At 70.9% G+C, this 19,877-nt stretch carries 18 protein-coding genes; 10 read left to right on the top strand and 8 right to left on the bottom strand.

The features are described from left to right. Positions 1 to 87 precede the first annotated feature (87 nt). From ACFWGZ_RS26725 to ACFWGZ_RS26705, 5 genes are read right to left on the bottom strand one after another with little or no spacing between them, the layout of a single operon-like run. On the bottom strand, positions 88 to 1,062 hold the full coding sequence (locus ACFWGZ_RS26725; RefSeq protein WP_382454319.1) for an ABC transporter substrate-binding protein: 975 nt from the start codon (positions 1,060 to 1,062) through the stop codon (positions 88 to 90). Positions 1,063 to 1,081: 19 nt separating this feature from the next. Next, positions 1,082 to 2,119, bottom strand: coding sequence for an ABC transporter permease (locus ACFWGZ_RS26720; protein WP_382454318.1), 1,038 nt, complete (start codon positions 2,117 to 2,119; stop codon positions 1,082 to 1,084). Beyond that, the gene (locus tag ACFWGZ_RS26715) at positions 2,116 to 2,880 is read right to left on the bottom strand and encodes an ATP-binding cassette domain-containing protein (RefSeq protein ID WP_382454317.1); all 765 of its coding nucleotides are present in this window, start codon (positions 2,878 to 2,880) and stop codon (positions 2,116 to 2,118) included. Before ACFWGZ_RS26715 ends, ACFWGZ_RS26720 begins: the two co-directional genes overlap by 4 nt. After that, a complete protein-coding gene (locus tag ACFWGZ_RS26710; protein ID WP_382454316.1) occupies positions 2,877 to 3,908 on the bottom strand; it encodes a class I mannose-6-phosphate isomerase in 1,032 nt (343 codons plus the stop codon). Before ACFWGZ_RS26710 ends, ACFWGZ_RS26715 begins: the two co-directional genes overlap by 4 nt. Further along, on the bottom strand, positions 3,905 to 4,888 hold the full coding sequence (locus ACFWGZ_RS26705; RefSeq protein WP_382454321.1) for a LacI family DNA-binding transcriptional regulator: 984 nt from the start codon (positions 4,886 to 4,888) through the stop codon (positions 3,905 to 3,907). The genes ACFWGZ_RS26710 and ACFWGZ_RS26705 overlap by 4 nt, the downstream gene beginning before the upstream one ends. A 248-nt stretch (positions 4,889 to 5,136) precedes the next feature. Here ACFWGZ_RS26705 and ACFWGZ_RS26700 point away from each other — a divergent pair, with 248 nt between their 5' ends. The 7 genes from ACFWGZ_RS26700 to ACFWGZ_RS26670 all read left to right on the top strand — a co-directional run bounded on the left by ACFWGZ_RS26700 (position 5,137) and on the right by ACFWGZ_RS26670 (position 14,858). Continuing rightward, a complete protein-coding gene (locus tag ACFWGZ_RS26700; protein ID WP_382454315.1) occupies positions 5,137 to 6,588 on the top strand; it encodes a glycoside hydrolase family 47 protein in 1,452 nt (483 codons plus the stop codon). A 486-nt stretch (positions 6,589 to 7,074) separates the two neighbouring features. Beyond that, a complete protein-coding gene (locus tag ACFWGZ_RS26695) occupies positions 7,075 to 9,282 on the top strand; it encodes a GH92 family glycosyl hydrolase (protein ID WP_382454314.1) in 2,208 nt (735 codons plus the stop codon). Between the two features lie 28 nt (positions 9,283 to 9,310). Beyond that, a complete protein-coding gene (locus tag ACFWGZ_RS26690) occupies positions 9,311 to 11,557 on the top strand; it encodes an ATP-binding protein (protein ID WP_382454313.1) in 2,247 nt (748 codons plus the stop codon). 99 nt (positions 11,558 to 11,656) lie between these two features. Continuing rightward, positions 11,657 to 12,454, top strand: coding sequence for a hypothetical protein (locus tag ACFWGZ_RS26685; protein WP_382454312.1), 798 nt, complete (start codon positions 11,657 to 11,659; stop codon positions 12,452 to 12,454). Between the two features lie 77 nt (positions 12,455 to 12,531). Further along, a complete protein-coding gene (locus ACFWGZ_RS26680; protein ID WP_382454311.1) occupies positions 12,532 to 13,443 on the top strand; it encodes an ATP-binding cassette domain-containing protein in 912 nt (303 codons plus the stop codon). After that, entirely contained in the window at positions 13,440 to 14,483 is a 1,044-nt protein-coding gene (locus ACFWGZ_RS26675) for an ABC transporter permease (RefSeq protein WP_382454310.1), read from the top strand. Before ACFWGZ_RS26680 ends, ACFWGZ_RS26675 begins: the two co-directional genes overlap by 4 nt. Before the next feature lie 51 nt (positions 14,484 to 14,534). After that, a complete protein-coding gene (locus ACFWGZ_RS26670) occupies positions 14,535 to 14,858 on the top strand; it encodes a DUF3817 domain-containing protein (protein WP_382454309.1) in 324 nt (107 codons plus the stop codon). On the opposite strand, the gene ACFWGZ_RS26665 is transcribed toward ACFWGZ_RS26670, so the two are convergent. The 3 genes from ACFWGZ_RS26665 to ACFWGZ_RS26655 are packed head-to-tail and all read right to left on the bottom strand — an operon-like array spanning position 14,830 to position 17,443. Then, positions 14,830 to 15,873: a phosphotransferase gene (locus ACFWGZ_RS26665; protein ID WP_382454308.1), complete on the bottom strand. Its 1,044-nt coding sequence runs from the start codon at positions 15,871 to 15,873 to the stop codon at positions 14,830 to 14,832. The two genes, ACFWGZ_RS26670 and ACFWGZ_RS26665, sit on opposite strands and share 29 nt — an antisense overlap. Then, positions 15,870 to 16,913, bottom strand: coding sequence for a phosphotransferase (locus ACFWGZ_RS26660; RefSeq protein ID WP_382454307.1), 1,044 nt, complete (start codon positions 16,911 to 16,913; stop codon positions 15,870 to 15,872). Before ACFWGZ_RS26660 ends, ACFWGZ_RS26665 begins: the two co-directional genes overlap by 4 nt. Positions 16,914 to 16,945: 32 nt before the next feature. Next, positions 16,946 to 17,443, bottom strand: coding sequence for a MarR family winged helix-turn-helix transcriptional regulator (locus tag ACFWGZ_RS26655; RefSeq protein WP_382454306.1), 498 nt, complete (start codon positions 17,441 to 17,443; stop codon positions 16,946 to 16,948). A gap of 50 nt (positions 17,444 to 17,493) precedes the next feature. Here ACFWGZ_RS26655 and ACFWGZ_RS26650 point away from each other — a divergent pair, with 50 nt between their 5' ends. The 3 genes from ACFWGZ_RS26650 (at position 17,494) to ACFWGZ_RS26640 (ending at position 19,681) form a co-directional block, all read left to right on the top strand. After that, a complete protein-coding gene (locus tag ACFWGZ_RS26650) occupies positions 17,494 to 17,799 on the top strand; it encodes an MTH1187 family thiamine-binding protein (RefSeq protein WP_382454320.1) in 306 nt (101 codons plus the stop codon). A 95-nt stretch (positions 17,800 to 17,894) separates the two neighbouring features. Then, the gene (locus ACFWGZ_RS26645) at positions 17,895 to 18,719 is read left to right on the top strand and encodes a hypothetical protein (protein WP_382454305.1); all 825 of its coding nucleotides are present in this window, start codon (positions 17,895 to 17,897) and stop codon (positions 18,717 to 18,719) included. Next, positions 18,716 to 19,681, top strand: a complete 966-nt coding sequence (locus ACFWGZ_RS26640) for a tetratricopeptide repeat protein (protein ID WP_382454304.1) — start codon at positions 18,716 to 18,718, stop codon at positions 19,679 to 19,681. The genes ACFWGZ_RS26645 and ACFWGZ_RS26640 overlap by 4 nt, the downstream gene beginning before the upstream one ends. The last annotated feature ends 196 nt before the right edge of the window (positions 19,682 to 19,877 follow it).

Raw genomic sequence — 19,877 nt, 5'->3', positions numbered from 1 at the left:
GCTGAGAGCTGCGCTCAAAAGCAAAAGCAAGCTCGCTTTCGGCTTCGCTGCTCGCCTTCGGCTTCGCTGCTCGCCTTCGGCTTCGCGTTAGCAGGACTGCTTGTAGAAGTACTTCTCGTTGGCCTGGGCGTCGTCCTTCGTGATCGCCACCAGGTCCGTCTCGATGTTGCGCTTGTTCTCCTTGCCCTCGATCGCCGCGATCGCCTGTTCCACGCCCTGTTTGCCGATCGTGGCGGGGTCCTGGGCGATCAGCGCCTGTACGGTGCCCGCCTTCAGGTCCTCCACCTGCTTCGGGGAGGCGTCGAAGCCGACCAGGTTCACCGTGCCGGTCTTGCCCGCGTTGCGCAGGCCCGTTGCCGCGCCTTCACCCGTGTTCAGGTTCGTGGCGAAGACGCCGATCAGGTCCGGGTTCGCGGCCAGGGTCGCCGTCACCTTCGAGGCTGCGGTCGCCGGTTCGTTGTCCGTGTACTGCTGGCCGATGTACTTGAGGTTCGGGAAGGCCTTGATGGCTTCCTCGAAGCCCTTCGCTCGGGCGTCGGTGGTGGAGGTGCCCGCCTTCGTGTTCAGGACCAGGACCGAGCCCGACTTGCCCGCCGCCAGTTTGTTCAGGGTCTCGGCTGCCAGTTTGCCGCCCTGCTCGTTGTTCGAGGAGATGGACGACAGGGCGATCGAGGTGTCCTGGAGCTTCGTGTCCACCTCGACGACCTTGATGCCCGCGTCCTTGAGCTGCTTCATCGGGCCCGCCATGGCCTTGTCGTCGGTCGGGGCGATCAGGACCGCCGCCGGCTTCGAGGCCAGGATGCCCGTGACGATGGGGGTTTGCTGGGCCGCGTCGAACTTCGCGGGGGCCTGGGTGTCCACCTCGTAGCCCGCGGCCTTCGCCGCTTCGGTGAAGCCGCACTGCATCGAGATGTAGAACGGTTCCGCGGTGATGCCGGGGATGAGCACCAGCTTCTTGTTCGCGGCGGTGTTGCCCGAGTTCGAGTCGCCGATCTGGCCACCGCCGCCACACGCGGCGAGGAGGAACGCGGCCGAGACGGCCACTGCGGAGCGGATCTTCATTGGTCCAGCACCCTTTCCCTTAGCGTTGGTTGCGCGCCCGGCGCCGCGTCTGGTCCAGCCACACGGCGGCCACCAGCACGATCGCCACGGCGATCGGCTGCCAGAACTCCTTGACCCCGATGATCACGAGGCCCTTCTCCAGCACCGCGGGGATGAACACGCCGAACACCGTGCCCAGCGCCGAACCCGTGCCGCCGAAGATGCTCGTGCCGCCCAGGACCACGGCGGCGATCGCGTTCAGGTTGTCCGTCTCGTGGCCGGTGACGACCGCGACGCGGAAGAACGCGTTGCCCATGAACCCCGCGAGGCCCGCCAGCGTGCCGGCGAGCAGGTACACCTTCGTGAGGTGGCCGCGCACCGAGATGCCGACCCGGCGGGCCGCCTCCTCGTTCGAGCCGACCGCGTAGGTGTAGCGGCCGAAGCGCGTGGTGGACAACAGGAGTGCGCCCAGCGCGGTGACGACCGCGGCCACGATCACGATGTTCGGGATGCCGAAGTACGTGCCGGAGCCGAAGGTGCGGTTCAGCTTGTCCGGGATGCCCGAGACGTTGGAACCGTTGTTCAGCAACAGGGCCGCGCCCTGCGCCGCGCCGAACGAGCCCAGCGTCACGATCAGCGGCGGGATCTTCGCCCGCGAGATCAGCAACCCGTTGAGCAGCCCCCAGACGGCACCGCTGACGACCGCGACCAGCAGGCCGAACGCGATCACGCCCCAGCCCGCGTTCGTCGCGTCGCCGCCGGACACCGCGTTCATCGCGAGCGCGGAGCTGACGGACGCGAACACCAGCACCGAGCCCACGGACAGGTCGATGCCGGAGGTGATGATCACGAACGTCATGCCGACCGACAGCACCAGCAGCACGGCGGTCTCCGCGAGCAGGAACTGCAGCGTGGTCACCTGGAAGATCGCGTCCGGGCGGATCGCGCCGAACACGGCGACCAGCACCAGCAGCACCAGGCCGATCCACAGCGTGTTGGCACCGGTCACCCGCTTGAGCAACGGTGTCCGCTGCTCGTCCGATGAAGATGACAACGTTGTCTTCTTCTCGGTCGTCATGCGGCGTCCTCCTGGGTCAGCGCGCCGGTCATCGCCCCGACGAGCTCTTCCACGCTGGTGTCCGCGGCGCGGAACCGGGCCACGCGCCGGCCGAGGCGCAGCACCTCGACGCGGTCGGAGACCGACAGCACCTCGGGCATGTTGTGCGAGATCAGCACCACCGCGACACCCTCGTCGCGCACGCGCTTGATCACCTCGAGCACGCGTTCGCGCTGCACCACGCCGAGTGCGGCGGTCGGTTCGTCCATGAACACGAGCTTCGACGCCCAGGCGACCGACCGGGCGACGGCGACGGACTGGCGCTGACCGCCCGACAGCGCCGCGATCGGCACGTCGATGCTCTGCAGCGTGGCGCCGAACTTCGTGAAGTGCTCGGCGGCCTGGCGGCGCATCGCCTTCTTGTCGAGGACGCCGAGCAGGCCCAGGAGCCCGGGCTTGAGGATCTCCCTGCCCAGGAACATGTTCGCCGCCGGGTCGAGGTCCGGCGCGACCGCGAGGTCCTGGAACACCGTCTCGATGCCGCGGTCGCGGGCGTCGTTGGGGGAGTCGAGGTGCAGCGGCTCGCCGTCGAGCAGCAGCGTGCCGCCGGTGGGCTGCTCGACCCCGGACAGGCACTTGACCAGGGTCGACTTGCCCGCGCCGTTGTCGCCGATCAGCGACACGACCTCGCCGGGGTAGGCGGTGAACGAGGCACCGCGGAGAGCCTCCACGGTGCCGTAGCTCTTCGTGAGATCACGCGCTTCCAGCAGCGGCCGGGTCATCGCGATATGTCCTCCACAGTGGACAGAACAGGCGGACGGCAGCGGATCGCCACTAGGTCACCGGTCAGCCCCAGCTCGCCGGCCGCGTGCGGCACGACGACGGTGCTGCCCTTGCGCACCTCCAGCCCACCGAGCTGGCCGGAGCCCTCCAGCACCACCACCACGGCGAAGGACGGCTCCAGTGCGAAGGAGCCCTCCACGTGCAGGCGGTCGGCCTGGAAGAACGGGTTGGCGTCGGCGCCGAGCAGGTCGACCGACGGCGCCCACTTCTCGGACGTCTGGCGCACGAGCTGGTCGAGCCGCCCGCTCCAGCCGTCGCGGTCGACGCAGTCCAGCGCGACGTCGTAGCCGAGGCCCAGGTGGCCGATGTCGCCGTTGGCGAGGAAACCCTGCCACTCCAGCGTCACCGAGAAGTCCGTGGGCTGCTGCAGCTCGACGATGAAGACGCCCTCGCCGATCGCGTGCGGCACGCCGGCGGGCACGAACACCGTGTCGCCGGGCCGGACGCAGACCGGGTTCAGCGCGTCGAGCATCGACTTCGTGTCCTGCGTGGCGACCCACTGCGCGACGGTCGCCGCGGGCACGTCGTCGCGGAATCCGATGTAGACGGTCGGGTCCGAGCCGGTCGTGCCGACGACGATCCACGCCTCCGTCTTGCCGTGGCGGCAGTTCAGGTGCGAGGACGCGAACGCGTTCGACGGGTGGCAGTGCACCGGCAGACGCTGGCCCGCGTCGAGCAGCTTGACGAGCAGGGCGGTGTCCGCGCCGAACTTCTCGACGTGGTCGTGGCCGAGCCATCCCGCCGGGTCCGCCTCGACGGCGTCGCGCAGCAGGACCCCGTTCGGCAACGTCGTCAACCCGGCGTCACTGCGACCGTAGAGCGTCGTCGTCGACGCCACCCAGTCCTCGGGACCGAAGTCGCCGCTCGTCCCGCCGCGCAGCGCGGCGATCGCCTCACCGCCGCGGTAGAACTGCTTCGGCTGGTTGGCAGGCAGGTTGACAGGCTGGTGGAGCACACCAGAACTCACGCGTGGACCTCCCCGGATCCTCGTGGCACCAAGCGCACCGGCAGCACGACGCGGCGCGGTGGTGAGTTGTCGCCGTCCAGTCGGGCGAACAACAAATCGGTGGCGGCCTTGCCGAGCGCGCTCGCGTCGTGCGCGATCACGGTCACCGGCGGCGACAGCAGGTCGGCGAGCTCGAAGTCGTCGAAGCCCACCAGGGCGGGGCGTTCGGTGGTCCCGGCGAGCGAACGCAGGATGTAGACGGTGATGCGGTTGTTGCCGGCCACGATCGCGGTGGCGGGCTCGCGCATGGTCCGCAACCGGTGCAGCGTGGCGCCGACGCTGCTCTCGTCGTGCGGCCCCATGACCACGAGCTCCTCGTGGTAGCCGATGCCCGCGCGCACGCAGCCCTCGCGGTAGCCGCGCAGGCGCTCGTTGGCGGTGAAGATGTCCGGCGCGTCCCCGAGGAACGCGATGCGGCGGTGCCCGTGCGAGGCGAGGTGCGTGACGGCCTCGACGGTGCCGCCGATGTTGTCCACCAGCACGGTGTCGGCCACGACGTCGCCCGCGGGCCGGTCGAGGAACACCACGGGCGTCCCGGCGCGCATCTCGGGCACGAGGTAGCTGTGCTGCAGACCGGCGGGCACGATCAGCAGCCCGTCGACCCGGCGGCTGCAGAACTCGAGCGCCAGCTCGCGCTCACGGCCGGGGTCCTCGTCGGAGGACCCCGAGATCACCTGTCTGCCGCGCAGACGGGCGATTTCCTCGACAGCACGGGTCACGCCGGAGTAGAACGGGTTGCCGACGTCCTCCAGCACCAGCCCGATCGTGCCGGTGGACGACCCCCGGCGCAGGTTGCGGGCACTCAGGTTCCTCCGGAACCCGAGCTGGTCGATGGCCGCCAGCACGCGCTCGGCGGTGGACGGGTGCACACCCGGCTCGTCGTTGACCACGCGCGAGACGGTCTTGATGCTCACGCCCGCCAGCCGCGCGACGTCGTTCATCGTCGCGCGGCGGACCTTGCGCTGACCGGCGATGGGGCCGCTGGGGGACAACGTTGTCATAGTGGCCGTATCTCACCCCGGCTTTACGCCCTTGTCAACCGCTGCGGGGCCGGTCGAGGCCGCACGCTTTTCCCATCCCGGTGTCCGGAACCGGACAAGTGGCGGCACTGGTCTTGACCTCGCCCGTGCGCGCTCCGCGATGATTCGGTGACGGACAGCGTTGTCAGTGCACGAGGGGAGCGAAGCTCATGCGTGACCTGCCGCGTCGCAGCGTTCTCGGCCTCCTCGGTGCCGCCGGGTTGGCCGGCGTGCCGGGTGTTGCTGCAGCTCAACCGTCATCCGCACCTCCCGCCGGCGTCACCGGCGCGGAGGCCCCGTCCCGCTCCGCGACCGCTCTCGCCCCGCCACCCGGCGGCTGGCGCGCGGTGGCGGAGGACGTCCGCGCCGAGACCCGCTGGGCGTGGAAGTCCTATGTGGACCGCGCGTTCGGCCACGACCAGATCAAGCCGGTCTCGGGCACCTCGGAGGAGTTCTTCGTCCCCGGCCACCCGATGGGCCTGACGGTCGTCGAGGCGCTGGACACGTTGTGGCTCATGGAACTCGACGCCGAGTTCGCCCAGGGCGTCGCCTGGGTGAAGGCCAGCCTGGACTTCGACGTGGACGCGCCTTTCCAGGTCTTCGAGACCAACATCCGCCTGCTCGGCGGCCTGCTCTCCGCCTACCACGTGAGCGGCGACGCGGCCCTCCTCGCGCTGGCCCGGGACCTGGGCGACCGCCTGCTCGTGGCCTTCACGAAGTCGCCCACCGGCATCCCGTACCGCTACGTGAACCTCCGCACGGGCGCCGTCTCGTCCCCCGAGACGAACCTGGCGGAGACCGGCACCTACATCACCGAGTTCGGCTCGCTCTCGAAGTGGACCGGCGACCGCAAGTACTACGACGCGGCCAAGAAGGCGATGAAGTACGCCTACGACAAGCGCACCTCCTACAACCTCCTGCCGTGGGACGTGCACGCCGAAACGGGAGCCTGGCGCAACCGCTACACCACCATCGGCCCACCCGCGGACTCGTTCTACGAGTACCTCTGGGACGGCTGGCACCTCTTCGGCGACCGCGACCTCAAGGCGTGGTGGGACGTCCTGCTGAAGGCGGTCCTGCGCCACCAGACGGACGTGGTGAACGGCCGCCTGTGGTTCTCCCCGGTGGACGCCTTCACGGCCCGCCGCGACTCCCGGACCCAAAGCGAACTGGCGTCGTTCTTCGGCGGCCTGTTCGCCGAAAGCGGTGACATCGCCAGGGGCCGCGCCTACCACGACTCGTGGACGGCCGTGCAGGACCGCTACGGCGTCCTGCCGGAGGGCATCGACTACACCTCGCTGCGCCCGACCTCGGCCGGCAACCAGCTCCGCCCGGAGTACGCGGACGGCGCCTTCTTCCTGTGGCTGGCCACCCGCGACGAGCTGTACCGCGAACGGGCCCACCGCCACTACCAGGAGATGAAGCGCACCTCCCGCACCACCTACGGCTACACGATCCTGACGGACGTGACCACGGGCGCGAAGGGCGACTTCTGCCCGGGCTACTGGTGGTCGGAACAGCTGAAGTACTACTGGCTGATCTTCGGCGACGCACGCCGCTTCGACTACACGAGCCACTACCTCTCGACCGAGGGCAACCTCTTCCTGGGCGCCCGCCGGTAGCGCGGCCCGGCCGAAGACCCCCGGGCCGGGTTGCTGTCAGCGACGGCGGCACCCCGGCCCGGGCCCCACGAGCGGGAACGTGCCGGAGCAAGGCGACCACGGCCCCGCTCCAAGCGATGCCGAAGGCGAGCCGTCTTCCCTTGCTCCATCGCCGCAGCGGTAGAGCCCCAGGTTTTGCGATCGGGGCTTGACTTCGGGTACGAGGTGCCACCACTCGTGGCTCGGCCGGTCGCGAAGCGTCCGGCCTTTTCCGGCCGACCCAGCACCTCGCAAGGGCCCCGAAGTCAAGCCCCGATCGCCATCGACGCGCCAGCGGCGATGAACACACGCATTTCGGCAGAGGTGCAGGAGCACGCTGGAACACGCACGGCCCCGAGCACGGCGACCACGCCGGAACCCGCAGGCAACCCACCCCGGAACCTGCCACCACAACGGCACCCGCGCCGGCACTCGCGACCCCCGCCCGACCGCCCTACCCTGAACCAGGTGGAAGCACTGGACCCCATCGAGTCGGTCAACACCTTCATCGGCACGAAGGACGAGGGCAACACCTTCCCGGGAGCCTCCACCCCCTTCGGCAAGACCCACTCCAGCCCGATCACCGCCCACTACGCCGGCTACCGCTACGACGACCGGCAGATCCGCGGTTTCGGCCACTTCTTCCTGTCCGGCGCGGGTTGCTGGGAGCAGGGCGGCCTCGTCCCGATCCTCCCCGTCACGACGCTCCCGGCGTCCTTCGACCACAGGAACTACGCCGCCACCTACGACCACGCGGGCGAGGTGGGCGAACCGGGCTACTACAGGGTCGAGCTGGCCGGCGACATCACGGTGGAGTGCACCGCCACCACCAGGGTCGGCGTCGAGCGCTACACCTGGCCCGGCGGGGTGCGCGGCACGCTCCTGGTCAACGTGGGCCAGGCCAACGACAAGGAACCGGTCAGCGCCGGCTCCGTCCGGATCGTGGGCGACCGCACGATCACCGGGACGGTGCAGACGCAGGCGTTCTGCGGTGGCGGCCCCTACCTGACGCACTTCACGACGGAGTTCGACCGCCCCTTCGACACCTTCGGCACCTGGGACCCGGCCGGCGCCAGGCCGGACAATCGGCAGAGCAGCGGGGCACAGGGCCTGCGGGGAGCCTGGGTCACCTTCACCCCGGGCCCGGTGACGGCGCGCACCGAACTGTCCCAAGTGGACCAGGACGGCGCCGCGAACAACCTGGCGGTGGAGACCGGGGGCAAGACCTTCGACGACGTCCGGGCCGAGACGCAGCAGGCCTGGCGCGACGAGCTGGGCTGTGTCGAGATCGAGACGGACGACCAGGACGAGCGGACGGTCTTCTACACCGCGCTCTACCACGTGCTGCTGCAGCCGCTCACCGGCAGCGACGCCGACGGCCGGTACCGCGGGTTCGACGGCCGGGTCCACCGGGCCGACGGCTGGACCTACTACGAGTACTTCTCGCTGTGGGACACCTACCGCGCCCACAACCAGCTCCTGGCACTGCTGCGCACCCAGCGCTCCAAGGACATCGCGAAGAGCGTCCTCGCCATCCACGAGCAGGGCGGGTGGCTGCCGCGGTGGGCGTTCGCGAACCAGGAGACCAACTGCATGACCGGTGACCCGGTGACGCCGTTCCTGGTGGACCTCTGGCGGTTCGGGCACCTCGACGGCCTCGAGGAGCAGGCCTACGCCGCGCTCGTGCAGAACGCGGACGGCGTTCCGCCGGCCGGTTCGCGCTTCCAGGGCCGGTCCGGCAACCCGAGCTACCTCTCCCGCGGCTTCGTCCAGTACGACAAGCGCTTCCCGAAGAAGGGACAGGACACCGACCCGCACCACGGCGCGTCCGCGACCCTGGAGTACGCGCTGGCCGACGCCACGCTGGCGATCATGGCGGCGGCACTCGGCCACGAGCAGGACGCCGCACGGCTCGGGACGAGGAGCCGCAACCACCGCACCCTGTGGGATCGCAGCGTCACCGACCGCGGCTTCACCGGCTTCCCGCGGCCGAAGCTGGGCAACGGCGACTGGCTGAACCCGTACAGCCCGCAGGGGCCGGACGGCTTCCACGAGGGCACGGCCTGGCAGTACCAGTGGCTCGCGCAGCACGACGTCGAGTGGCTCGTCACGGCGATGGGCGGCACGGCCGCCGCGGAGGCGCGGCTCGACGACTTCTTCGCCTACGAGGACCTCCTGCGCGACCCGGCGCGGACGGTCCGCGAGAAGTGGGTGGTCGGGCCGTACGAGTACTACAACCAGTTCCGGTACAACCCGAACAACGAGCCGGACCTGCACGCGCCGTGGATGTACGCCCTCATCGGCAGGCCGGAGAAGACGTCGGTGGTCGTGCGGGCCGCGCAGACGCTCTTCGTCAACGGGCCCGCCGGGGTCACGGGCAACGACGACCTCGGCACGATGTCGGCCTGGTACGTGTTCAGCGCGCTCGGGATGTACCCGGCCGTGCCGGGAACGGGCGAGTTCGTCCCGCATGCGCCGAAGTACCGGAAAGCCGTCGTCCACCTGGAGAACGGCGAGGACGTCGTCATCGTGGCCCCGGCGGCCGACTCGGCGAAGGCCCAGGTCGTCCGGCGGATCCGCGGCGGCACGAGCGGGGGCCCGGACGGCCGGATCGCGCTCGCCGACCTGGTGACCGGCACCACTCTCGAGGTCGACCTCCACACACTTTCGAACTGAGACGCGGGAACGGCCGTAGGCTCGGGCGATGGGTACCTGCGCGAGCTGCGGCACGGAATTCGCGCCCATGCCGTCGCGGGCGCGGTACTGCTCGAACGCGTGCCGTCAGCGCGCCTACCGCCGGCGTTCCGCCGGGGCGTCCACTGTGGTCGCCGAGGTGCCGGGGTACGACGACGCGTTCGTCGGCCGGGAGGGCGAGCTCGGCGAGCTGACCTCGTTGCTGCGCAAGCACAGGGTGCTCACGGTCGTCGGCGCCGCCGGGGTGGGCAAGACGCGGCTCGCGGTCGAGGTGGCCAAGCGGGCCCGCCGCACCGAGGTGCGCACGGTCGAGCTCGGCAAGCTGAGCCGGGCCGACCAGGTGGTGCAGGCCTTCGCGGAAGCCGTTGGGGCGTACCAGCACGCGGGTGTCTCGCTGCGGACCACCCTGCTCCAGGAACTGGCGCACCGCCGGGTCCTGCTGCTCGTCGACAACTGCGAGCACGTGGTCGAGGAGTGCTGCGCCGTCGTCGACGCGCTCCTCGCGCGGTGCCCGCACGTGCGGGTCCTCGCGACCAGCCGGGAGGCGCTGCGGGCCGCCGGCGAGGTCGTCTACCCCCTGCACGGCATGCACGAGGACGCCGTCCGGCTCTTCCTCGCCCGGGCCGGGACCGGCGGCGACCCCGAGACCGTCGCCGCGATCTGCGCCCGGCTCGACGGGGTGCCGCTCGCGGTGGAACTGGCCGCGAAGCTCTCCGCGTCCGTGCCGCCCGACGAGCTCGTGCACCGCCTCGAACACCGGCTGGACCTGCTGAGCGACGCCGGCGAGCAGGCGCGGCACCGCAGCCTGCGCGCCGCCGTGTCGTGGAGCCACGACCTGCTGACCACGGCCGAGAAGCAGTTCTTCCGCAGGCTCGCCCTGCTGCCGGGCGGGTTCGGGCTCGAGATCGCGAGGGTCGTGCACGGCGGCCCGGTGGTCGACCTGCTGATGGGGTTGCAGGCCAAGTCGCTGGTGGTGCGGGAGAACGGCGGCCGGTTCCGGATGCTCGAGTCGGTGCGGCTCTTCGCGGAGGAACGGCTCGGCGAGCACGGCGAGCGCGACGTGACGGCCGAGCGGATCGTCGGCTGGCTGTGCGAGAAGGGCGAACCCGGTGTCTCGTCGTCGATCCTCACGCCGGAGCAGGTGAACGCGCAGCACGAGGAGTACGACAATGCGGCGTACGCGTTCGACCGCCTGGTCGCGCCGCAGGACGAACGACGGCTGATGCTCGCCACGATGCTGCTGCGGGTGTGCTTCGACCGCGGCTACTTCGCGGAGGCGGGCGCCGTGCTGATGCAGGTGCTGCACCAGACGGCGGCCGACGCCCGCTACCGCGTCCTCGCGCTCGAGTACGCGTCTCTGCTGGCCGTGCACGAGGAACGGCACGACGAGGCGGTCAAGTACGCGGTGGAGGCCGTCTCGGCGGCGCAGGACAGCGGCCAGCAGTCGATCATGTGCCGGCTCTACCGCACCCTCGCGAGCGCGCACGACAGCGCGGGCGACGTGCCGAACACGGCGTGGGCGCTGCGCCAGTCGATCCGGCACGGGCAGCGCAACGGCAACGACGTGAGCGTCGCCGTGTCCAGCCAGAACCTCAGCTGGTGGCTGCTCGAACAGGGCGACGTCGACGCGGCCGGCGTCATGATCGAGGACGCGCTGCCGGTGCTCAAGCAGCACGCGCGGCCGGACGTCGCGGCCATCGCCGTGCACACGTCGGGCTGCATCGCTCTGGAACGCGGCGACCTGGCGACCGCGGGGTCCCGGTTCGCCGAGAGCGCGCGGCTGGCCGCGGACATCCCGCGGGTGATGATCGAGTCGGTCGAGGGGCGCGGCCTGGTCGCCGTGCTGTCCGGCCGGCACGAGGTCGGCGTGCGGTTGCTCGCGGCCTGCCGGCAGATGCGGATGAACTGGGTCGTGCCGTCGGAGGCGTGGTGGCAGCGCAAGATGACCGCCGCGCTGGACCTCGCGCGGGAGTCGCTGTCCCGCGCGGCGTTCACCAGGGCGCTCAACGCGGGCAGGGCGATGGACGTGACGCACACCCTGGAAACCGCGCTGGACAAGGAGATCGTGCAGGAGGCCGTGCTCAGCGACCGGCAGCGCGTGGTGGTCGAGCTGGTCGCGCGGGGCATGACGAACGCGCAGGTCGCGGCCGCGCTGGGCATCTCGCACCGCACGGTCGAGTCCCATGTGCACAACGTGCGGACGGCGCTCGACCTCTCCTCGCGCGCCGAGCTCGTCGCGTGGGCGCTGTCGAACTGACCCGCGCGCCAACTGAGACGTAACGCCGCGCCGTTCCGGATGACTTCCCGCGCCCCGCCGTTCATCGTGGGTGCAACCGGTGGAAGGGGTGGGGGCGTCGTGGAACCTTTCCGGCTGCTGCACCCCGACCTCGTGCCGCAGCGGCGCGAGGCGTTGCAGCACGCCGCGTCGGTGCTGGTCCAGATGGGACTCGACGACACCGTGCTCTCGGCGTCGCCGGTGCACCAGCGGCTCGCCCGCGTGGTGCTCGCCAGCAGCGACGTGATCGAGTGGAAGCCCGGCTACGGGGTCCTCGACGCCGGTGACGACGAACGCTTCGGCGTCGTGCGCGTCGGTGGCGACTGCGGTGGCGTGTTCCTCTCGAGCGTCCTGATCGCCTACCTCGACGTGCAGGAGAACGCGGCCAGGTCCGGCACCTCGATCTGCGAGGACTCCTGGCGCACCCTGCTCTGGGCGCCGACCGCGCTCTTCGACCACGTGCTGCGCCGCCCGCAGGTCGGCATGACGGTGCTCACGCCCGGCCCGGCGACCGGCTGCCCGGCACCCGACCGCACCGTGGCGGGCCAGCGCCTCTACCTCGCGCTGATGCAGGCCGTCCGGTTCGCGGTCAACGGCGTCGTGCGCGCCGAGGACGACCGCACGCTCGTCGAGGACTGCGTCACGCTCGCGACCGCGTGCCTGCGCGCCGCGACGGTGGCGCTCACGTTCGCGGAGGACGTTCGCACCGAGGTCCCCTCGCCGCGGGCCGCCGAGACCTTCGAGCACCGCTACCTGTGGCAGATGATCAACGAGGTGCGCGCGGCCGTGCCGCGGGCGAGGTTCGAGCAGTTCGCCACGGCGCTGCGCCTGCTGAACGACGTGCACACCGCCGATCCGCTGATGGCGGCGGGCACGTGACCCCTTCGTCTTGATCCGGCTTCGACTTTCGTCTTTCCGCCCCACGGACCCGCGGGCGCTGACCTACCGTCTCGTCCATGACGGAGGAACGATCGGCGGTCGTGGTGCGGGACGTCCGCAAGAGCTACGGCGAGCTGAAAGCGGTGGACGGCGTCTCGTTCACCGTGGCGCAGGGGGAGTTCTTCGGCATCCTGGGGCCGAACGGCGCGGGCAAGACGACCACGCTGGAGATCGTCGAGGGGCTGCGCAAACCCGACAGCGGTGAGGTGCGGCTGCTCGGCGAGAGCCCGTGGCCGCGCAACGTGAAGCTGTTGCCGCGCATCGGGGTCCAGCTGCAGGCGTCGGCGTTCTTCGAGAAGCTGACCGCGAAGGAGCAGCTGCAGACGTTCGGGTCGCTCTACGGCGTGAGCCCCGGCACGGCCGCGGACATGCTGGAGCTGGTCGGCCTCGCGGACAAGGCCGACGAGCGGGAGAACAAGCTCTCCGGCGGCCAGCGGCAACGCCTGTCCATCGCGTGCGCGCTGGTGCACGACCCGGACATCGTGTTCCTGGACGAACCGACCGCCGCGCTCGACCCGCAGGCGCGCCGCAACCTCTGGGACGTGCTGCGCGCCATCAAGGAGCGCGGCAAGACCATCGTCTACACCACGCACTACCTCGACGAGGCCGAGATCCTCTGCGACCGCGTGGCCATCATGGACCACGGCAGGATCCTCGCGCTCGACCCGCCGCCGGTGCTGGTACGCGGCCTCGACGCGCCGACGCACGTGACGCTGCAACGGGGGCTGCTGTCCGCCGAGGACGCCGCCGCCATCGACGGCGTCGAGGACGTGCGGGAGAACGAGGTCTCGCTGACCATCTCCACGCGCCGGCCCGCTCCCGTGCTGTCCGAGCTCGCCGACCGCGGCGCCCTCGACGGCCTGCAGGTCCGCACCGCCACCCTCGAGGACGTGTTCCTCGACCTCACCGGACGGGAGTACCGCGCATGACCGCGTTCCAGACGCTCTCGCTCGCGATGTTCAAGGGGTTCGTCCGCGACAAGGCGACCCTGTTCTTCACCTTCGTGTTCCCGTTGCTGTTCCTCGTCATCTTCGGCCTGATCCTGCGCGACGTCGGCGCCGACAAGACCAAGATCGCCCTCGTCGGCGACGGCCCGATCGTCGCGGCGCTGAAGGACAGCGGCGCGTTCGAGTTCGAGTCCTACACCGACGAGAGCGCGGCCGTGCAGAAGGTGAAGGACGGCGACCTGCCCGCCGCCCTGGTCGTGCGCGGGCAGCAGGTCGACGTGCGGTACGCGCAGAGCGACCAGGTCAAGTCGGCGACCGTGCTCGGGATCGTGAACGGGGTGGTGGACAAGGCGAACCTCGCCGCGACCGGCCAGCCGCCGCACTTCACGTTCGGCGCGGAGAAGGTCGAGGACGCCTCGCTCAAGCCGATCCAGTACCTCACGCCCGGCATCCTGTCGTGGGGCATCGCGGTGTCGGCGGTGTTCGGGTCGGCCCTGACGCTGGTGTCGTGGCGTCGCAAGCAGGTGCTGCGCCGCATCCAGCTCGCACCGGTGTCGGCGACGTCCGTGCTGTCGTCGCGGCTCATGGTGAGCGCCGGCGTCGCGCTGGTGCAGGGCGCGATCTTCGTGGGCGTCGCGTCACTGCCGTTGTTCGGGTTGCAGCTCTCCGGCCAGTGGTGGCTCGCGATCCCGTTGCTGCTGCTGGGAACCGTGGCGTTCTTCGCACTCGGCATGCTTGTCGGCTCGTTCGCCAAGACGGAGGAGGCGGCGTCGGCCGCGGCGAACATCGTGGTGCTGCCGATGGCGTTCCTGTCCGGCACGTTCTTCCCGGTCGACCAGGCGCCCGCGTGGTTGCAGGCCGTGTCGAAGGCGTTCCCGTTGCGGCACATGAACGACGGCATGCTCGACGTGCTGGTGCGGGGCAAGGGAGTCGAGGCGCTGCTGCTGCCCGCGTCCATCCTCGTCGGTTTCACGCTCGTGGTCGCGCTGGTCGCCTCGCGAATCTTCAAATGGGAGGAATAGGACAGACCCCACGTGTCGTGTGCCGACGGTCACGGTTCATCATGGAGAACCATGACGTTCTCCAGCGCGGTTGGACGGTTCCGCATCTTCGCCCTCGCCGAGGCGATCTCCTGGGCCGGGCTGCTGCTCGGGATGTTCTTCAAGTACGTCGTCGTGCAGAACGAGATCGGCGTGAAGATCTTCGGCCCGATCCACGGCGCGGTCTTCGTGGCCTTCATCCTCGTCACGCTGATGGCGAGGGACCCGCTCAAGTGGGACGTGCGCACGCTGGTCATCGGCCTGCTGTCGAGCATCCCGCCGTTCGGCACGGTGATCTTCGAGCGCTGGGCCGCGAAGACCGGCCGCCTCACCGAGAAGACCGCCGAACAGCTCTGAGCTCCGCCTCCGGGTCGCCCCGGTGGTAGATCCGCTCGGATTCCTCGATGTTGTCCAGGAAGACCTGGTACTTCACCGCGTTGTGCAGGTGTGCCGCGCGGCGGGCGACGTCGAGGGCTTCGAGCGGGCGGCTGTCCGGGCGGTGGGAGAGCCACGCCCTGCTCCACACGGCCCGGATGTGGTCGTGCAGCGCGGGATCGGCGTACTCCAGCACCCGGCACGCGTCGAGCGCCGGATGCCCCCAGACGGCGTCGGACCAGTCGATGACCTCTCCGCTGCGCCGCCAGTTCCCGGGGTGGAAGTCGCCGTGCGTCAGCGTGTCCGGCAGCCCGAACGACGGCATCGGCACGGCGGTCGGGCGCAGGCGCGGCGCGCCGGCCAGCGCGTTCTGCACCGCCACCCAGCGCGGCACGATCAGCTCCACGTGCTCCGGCGTGACGGGCCAGCACTTGTCGCCCGGTGCGTCGGCGAGCAGGACCCGTTGCGGCGCCGATGCGATCACGTCCGGGACCAGTGACGGGTCGTGCGTGCCGACCATCCCGATCACCGCGCCTTCGTCCGCGAAGAACGGCGGGATCGACTTCAGCCACACCGGGCCGGTCGCGGTGGGGAGCCGGAGCACGGTCGAGAGGTTCCACGTGCGGACCTGGACCGCCGGGCCGGTCCGCGTGACCTGCGAATCGGCCCACGCGATGAGCTCTGAAGGACCACCCGGCCGGGCGTACGGCAGCCGGAACTCCGCGTCCGCCTCGGGCTCCTCGGCGGGGTGCAGCGTCGTGCGGTCCGGTTCGCCGAGCGCCTCGACGTGGTAGGTCACCACGCCACCCGTGGGCGCCCTGCCGCCTTCCGCGCCGACCAGCCGGAGCACGTGCGTGGGCACGCCGAGCAGCTCTTCGAGGACCTCGTTGACCGGTTCGACGTGGTACCAGTCCGCGGTCGGGACCGGCAGCGGGTCCGTGCGGCCGGCGAACCCGCTCGGCGCGCTGACCAGGGCGATGACGCTCCTGCCGGTCATCCGGTCACCAGCCGCAGGGCCGCGCGCAGCTCGTTCGCCGGGTCGTCGCGGTGGTAGATCCGCTCCGAGGACTCGATGTTGTCCAGGAACTCCTGGTAGCGCACGGCCGTGTGCAGGTGCGAGGCGCGCCGCGCCGCGTCGAGGGCTTCGAGCGGCCGGCTGTCCGGGCGGTGGGAGAGCCAGGCCTCGCTCCACACCCGGCTGATCACGTCGCTCAGCGCCGGGGCGAACGACATCAGCCGGCACACGTCGAGACCGGGATGCCCCCAGACGGCGTCGGACCAGTCGATGACCACACCGCTGTCGCGCCAGTTGCCGGGGTGGAAGTCCCCGTGCACCAGCGTGTCCGGCAGCCCGAACGACGGCATCGGCACCACTGACGACGGCAGCCGGGGTTCGCCCGCCAGCGCGTTCTGCACGGCGACCCAGCGCGGCACGACCCGTTCGACCACCTCGGCCGTCAGGTGCCGGCAGTTGCCGCCCTCCGCGTGGCTCAGCAGCACCCTGCCCGGCGCTCTGGCCAGCACCTCGGGCACCAGCGCTGGATCGTGCGCGGCGACCATCTCGATCACGGCGCCCTCGTCGGCGAAGAACGGCGGGACGGCCTTCAGCCACACCGGCCCGTCGGCGGTGGGCAGCCGGTGCACGCTGGAGAGGTTCCACGTCCGCACCTGGGCCGCCGGGCCGGTGCGGGTGACGACCGTGTCGGCCCAGGCGACCAGCTCCGCTGGCCCGCCGAGCCGTGCGTACGGCAGCCGGTGCTCGGCGTCGGGCTCGGGTTCGTCCGCGGGGGCGAGGTGGGTGCGGTCCGGTTCGCCGTGCGCCTCGACGTGGTAGGTGACGACGCCGCCGTCGGTGACCACCCCGCCCACGGCCGAGACCAGGCGCAGGACGCTCGTCTCGACGCCGAGCAGCTCGCGCAGGACCTCGTTGACCGGTTCGACGTGGTTCCAGTGCGGTGTCCCGACCGGGATGGGGGCGGTGCGGCCCGCGAACCCGCTCGGCGCGCTGACCAGGGCGATGATCGTCCGTTCCGTCACCGGACCATCATCGCCGTGCGCTCAACCGGATTTCAGTCCTCGAAGTCCCCGCTGGCCCGGCGGACCTTCGCGAGCAGGTCGGTGAGCTGCTCGGTCTGCCGGTCGGTGAGGCCCTTCAGGCCGAGGTTGACCTCGACGACCGCCGCGGTCGCGCTCTCCCGGCGCTGCAGGCCGGCGTCGGTGATCTCGACCAGCGTCGTGCGGCGGTCGGTCGGGTGCGGGGTGCGGCGGACCAGGCCGTCGGTCTCGAGCCGGTCGACGATGTTGGTCACGCTCGTGGGGTGCAGCTGCAGGCGCTCGCCCATCACCCGCATCGGCAGGGCGCCCTTGCGGGAGAAGTACAGCAGCACCAACGCCTCGTAGCGGGCGAACGTGAGCCCGTGCGGCTTGAGTGCTGCGTCCACGGCGGACTGGATGATTTGCTGGACACGCATGACGCTCGTGACGGCGGCCATCGAGGTGGAGGAACCCACCCGGTCGTCCCACAGCTCGGCCGCGCGGGCGATCGGGTCGAACGGCAGCGGTGTCATGGGTCGGAAGCTACCAGTCAGTACAACTGATGGATCACCAGGAGGCACGTGTGCTCGTCGCGTTCAGCGTCGCTCCGTCCGGTTCGGACTCGTCGGGCAGCGTGGCCCGGGCGGTGGCCGAGGCGGTGCGGGTCGTGCGGGAGTCCGGCCTGCCCAACGAGACCAACGCGATGTTCACGTTGGTCGAGGGCGAATGGGACGAGGTGATGGCCGTCGTGAAGAAGGCGACCGAGGCGGTGCAGGCCGCGGCACCGCGGGTCTCGCTCGTGCTCAAGGCCGACATCCGGCCCGGCCACACCGGTCAGCTCAAGGCCAAGGTCGACCGGATCGAGGAGCACCTCGCCGACACGCCGTGAACACGCCGACGGCCGTCCTCGGATGGCCGAACGCACTTACGCCGCCACGGTGAGTGAGCCCGTGCGGCGGCGCCGGCTGGGTTAGCGTGTCGGGCGTGCGAGCGAGACAGCTGTGGTTGCGGTTCGAGCCGTATCACGACGTCACGTACTTCACGCCCGAGTCCCGCGCGGCGACCGACGCGCTGGGCTGCCGGGGCGGCTGGATGGGCTACTTCGGCATGCGCGCGGCACCGCTCGGAGCCGCGTCACCGGAGCTGGTCTCCGCCGTGTTCTACACCTTCGCCCCGCGGATGGTCGCCCGCGCCCTGCCCGACGCGTGGGCGGTCGCCTCTCCCGCCGAGTTCCTGGCCACGCGTCTCGCCGGGGTCGACGGGGCACTGCGCCGGTTGCTCGGCGACGTGGACACGCCGGAGATCGCCGAGGCGGCGGCGTTGGGGCGGGAGGCCGCGCTGGCGGCACCGCTGGGCGGGCGTCCGCTGGCGGCCGCGAACCGCGCGCTGCCCTGGCCCGCCGAACCGCACCTGGAGCTGTGGCACGCGTGCACGATCCTGCGTGAAGCCCGCGGCGACGGCCACGTGGCGGCTCTCGTCGCCCACGGCATCGGCCCGTGCCAAGCGCTTGCCCTCTACGCGCGCGAACATTCGCTCGATCCGGCATACATGCGGACCGCGCGTGGTTGGACCCTCCAGGAGTGGGAGGCCGTCGCCGGCCTGCCGGGAGACCTCGCCGCGGTGGAAAGCGCGACCGATGCGGCCGCGTCAGCACCATGGGAGGCCCTGGGAACCGCAGGTACGTCGCGGTTCGTCGAACTGATGACACCCCTCGCTCTACGCATCGCTTCGGGCAACGAGGCGATGCGCGTCAACCCGATGGCCCTGGACCCGGTCCGGGAACTAGCCGTGCCAGGATGGAACACGTGACAAGGCCTGATCCTCGCAAGACCGCCGCACTGTCCGCCGCGCTCTCGGGCGCCGTCGACCTCGGTGCCCTGAGGGCCCGTGCCGACGCGGCTCGTCAGGCGGCCGCCGCGCCCGCCTCCGCTGCTGCCCCCGTGGACAACGGGTCCTCGGTCCCGTGGATCGTGGACGTCACGGAGGCCTCCTTCCAGACCGTCGTCGAGCAGTCGGTGCAGGTGCCGGTCGTCGTGCTGCTCGGGGCCTCCTACTCGCCCGAGTCGCAGGCGCTGGCGGCCACCCTGACGCGGTTCGCCACCGGGTCCGGCGGGGCCTGGATCCTCGCCCGCGTCGACCTGGAGCAGGCGCCCCGGATCGGGCAGGCGTTCGGCGTGCAGTCCGTGCCCACCACCGTGGCCGTCGCGGCCGGTCAGCCGATCGACGCCTTCGCGGGGGCGATCGCCGACACCGAGTTGTCGGCGTGGATCGCCCGGCTGCTGGACGCCCTGCGGGAGCGGCTGCCGGGGATTCGGGCCGGCGAGGCCCGGGCCACCGGGGTCGCCGAGGAAGAGGTCGTCGAGGACCCCCGGATCGTCGCTGCCGAGGAGGCCTTCGAGGCGGGGGACTACGCTGCCGCCCAGGGCTTCTACGAGCAGGTTCTCGCGTCCGAGCCCGGCAACGAGCTGGCCAGGGAAGGTCTGGCGCAGGCCCGGTTCGCCGAGCGGGCCGAGGCCGTCGACCCTGCCGTCATCGCCAAGGCCGATGCCGCTCCCGAGGATCTCGACGCCCAGTTGGCCGCCGCCGATGCCGAGATCGCCGGGCAGAGGGTGGACGAGGCCTTCGCCCGGTTGATCTCCGCTGTCCGGCGGGTGTTCGGGGAGGACCGGGATCGGGTCCGGCAGCACCTGGTGGGGCTGTTCGAGCTGTTCCCCGCCGATGATCCCCGGGTTGCCGCTGCTCGGCGGGCTCTCGCTTCTGCCTTGTACTGACTGGGCGTTCTTGTACTGACTGGGCGTTCGGGTTCCGTTTCCTGCTCGGGGCTCCGCCCCGGACCCCGCCAGCTGATCAAAGACCGGCCAGCGCCGTCTGTGGGTTGATGGCACGCCTGTTTCGTTGGGCGGCTTGCTGTTGCGTGGGTGGTGCGGTTCGGGTGGGGTGGTCCCGTCCCGAACCGGGGCAGAGCGA

Source organism: Lentzea sp. NPDC060358 (assembly GCF_042725365.1).
In the GTDB taxonomy this organism is placed as follows: domain Bacteria; phylum Actinomycetota; class Actinomycetes; order Mycobacteriales; family Pseudonocardiaceae; genus Lentzea.
The sequence above is the reverse complement of the archived record's forward strand: the minus strand, read 5'-3'. Positions and strand labels throughout refer to the sequence as shown.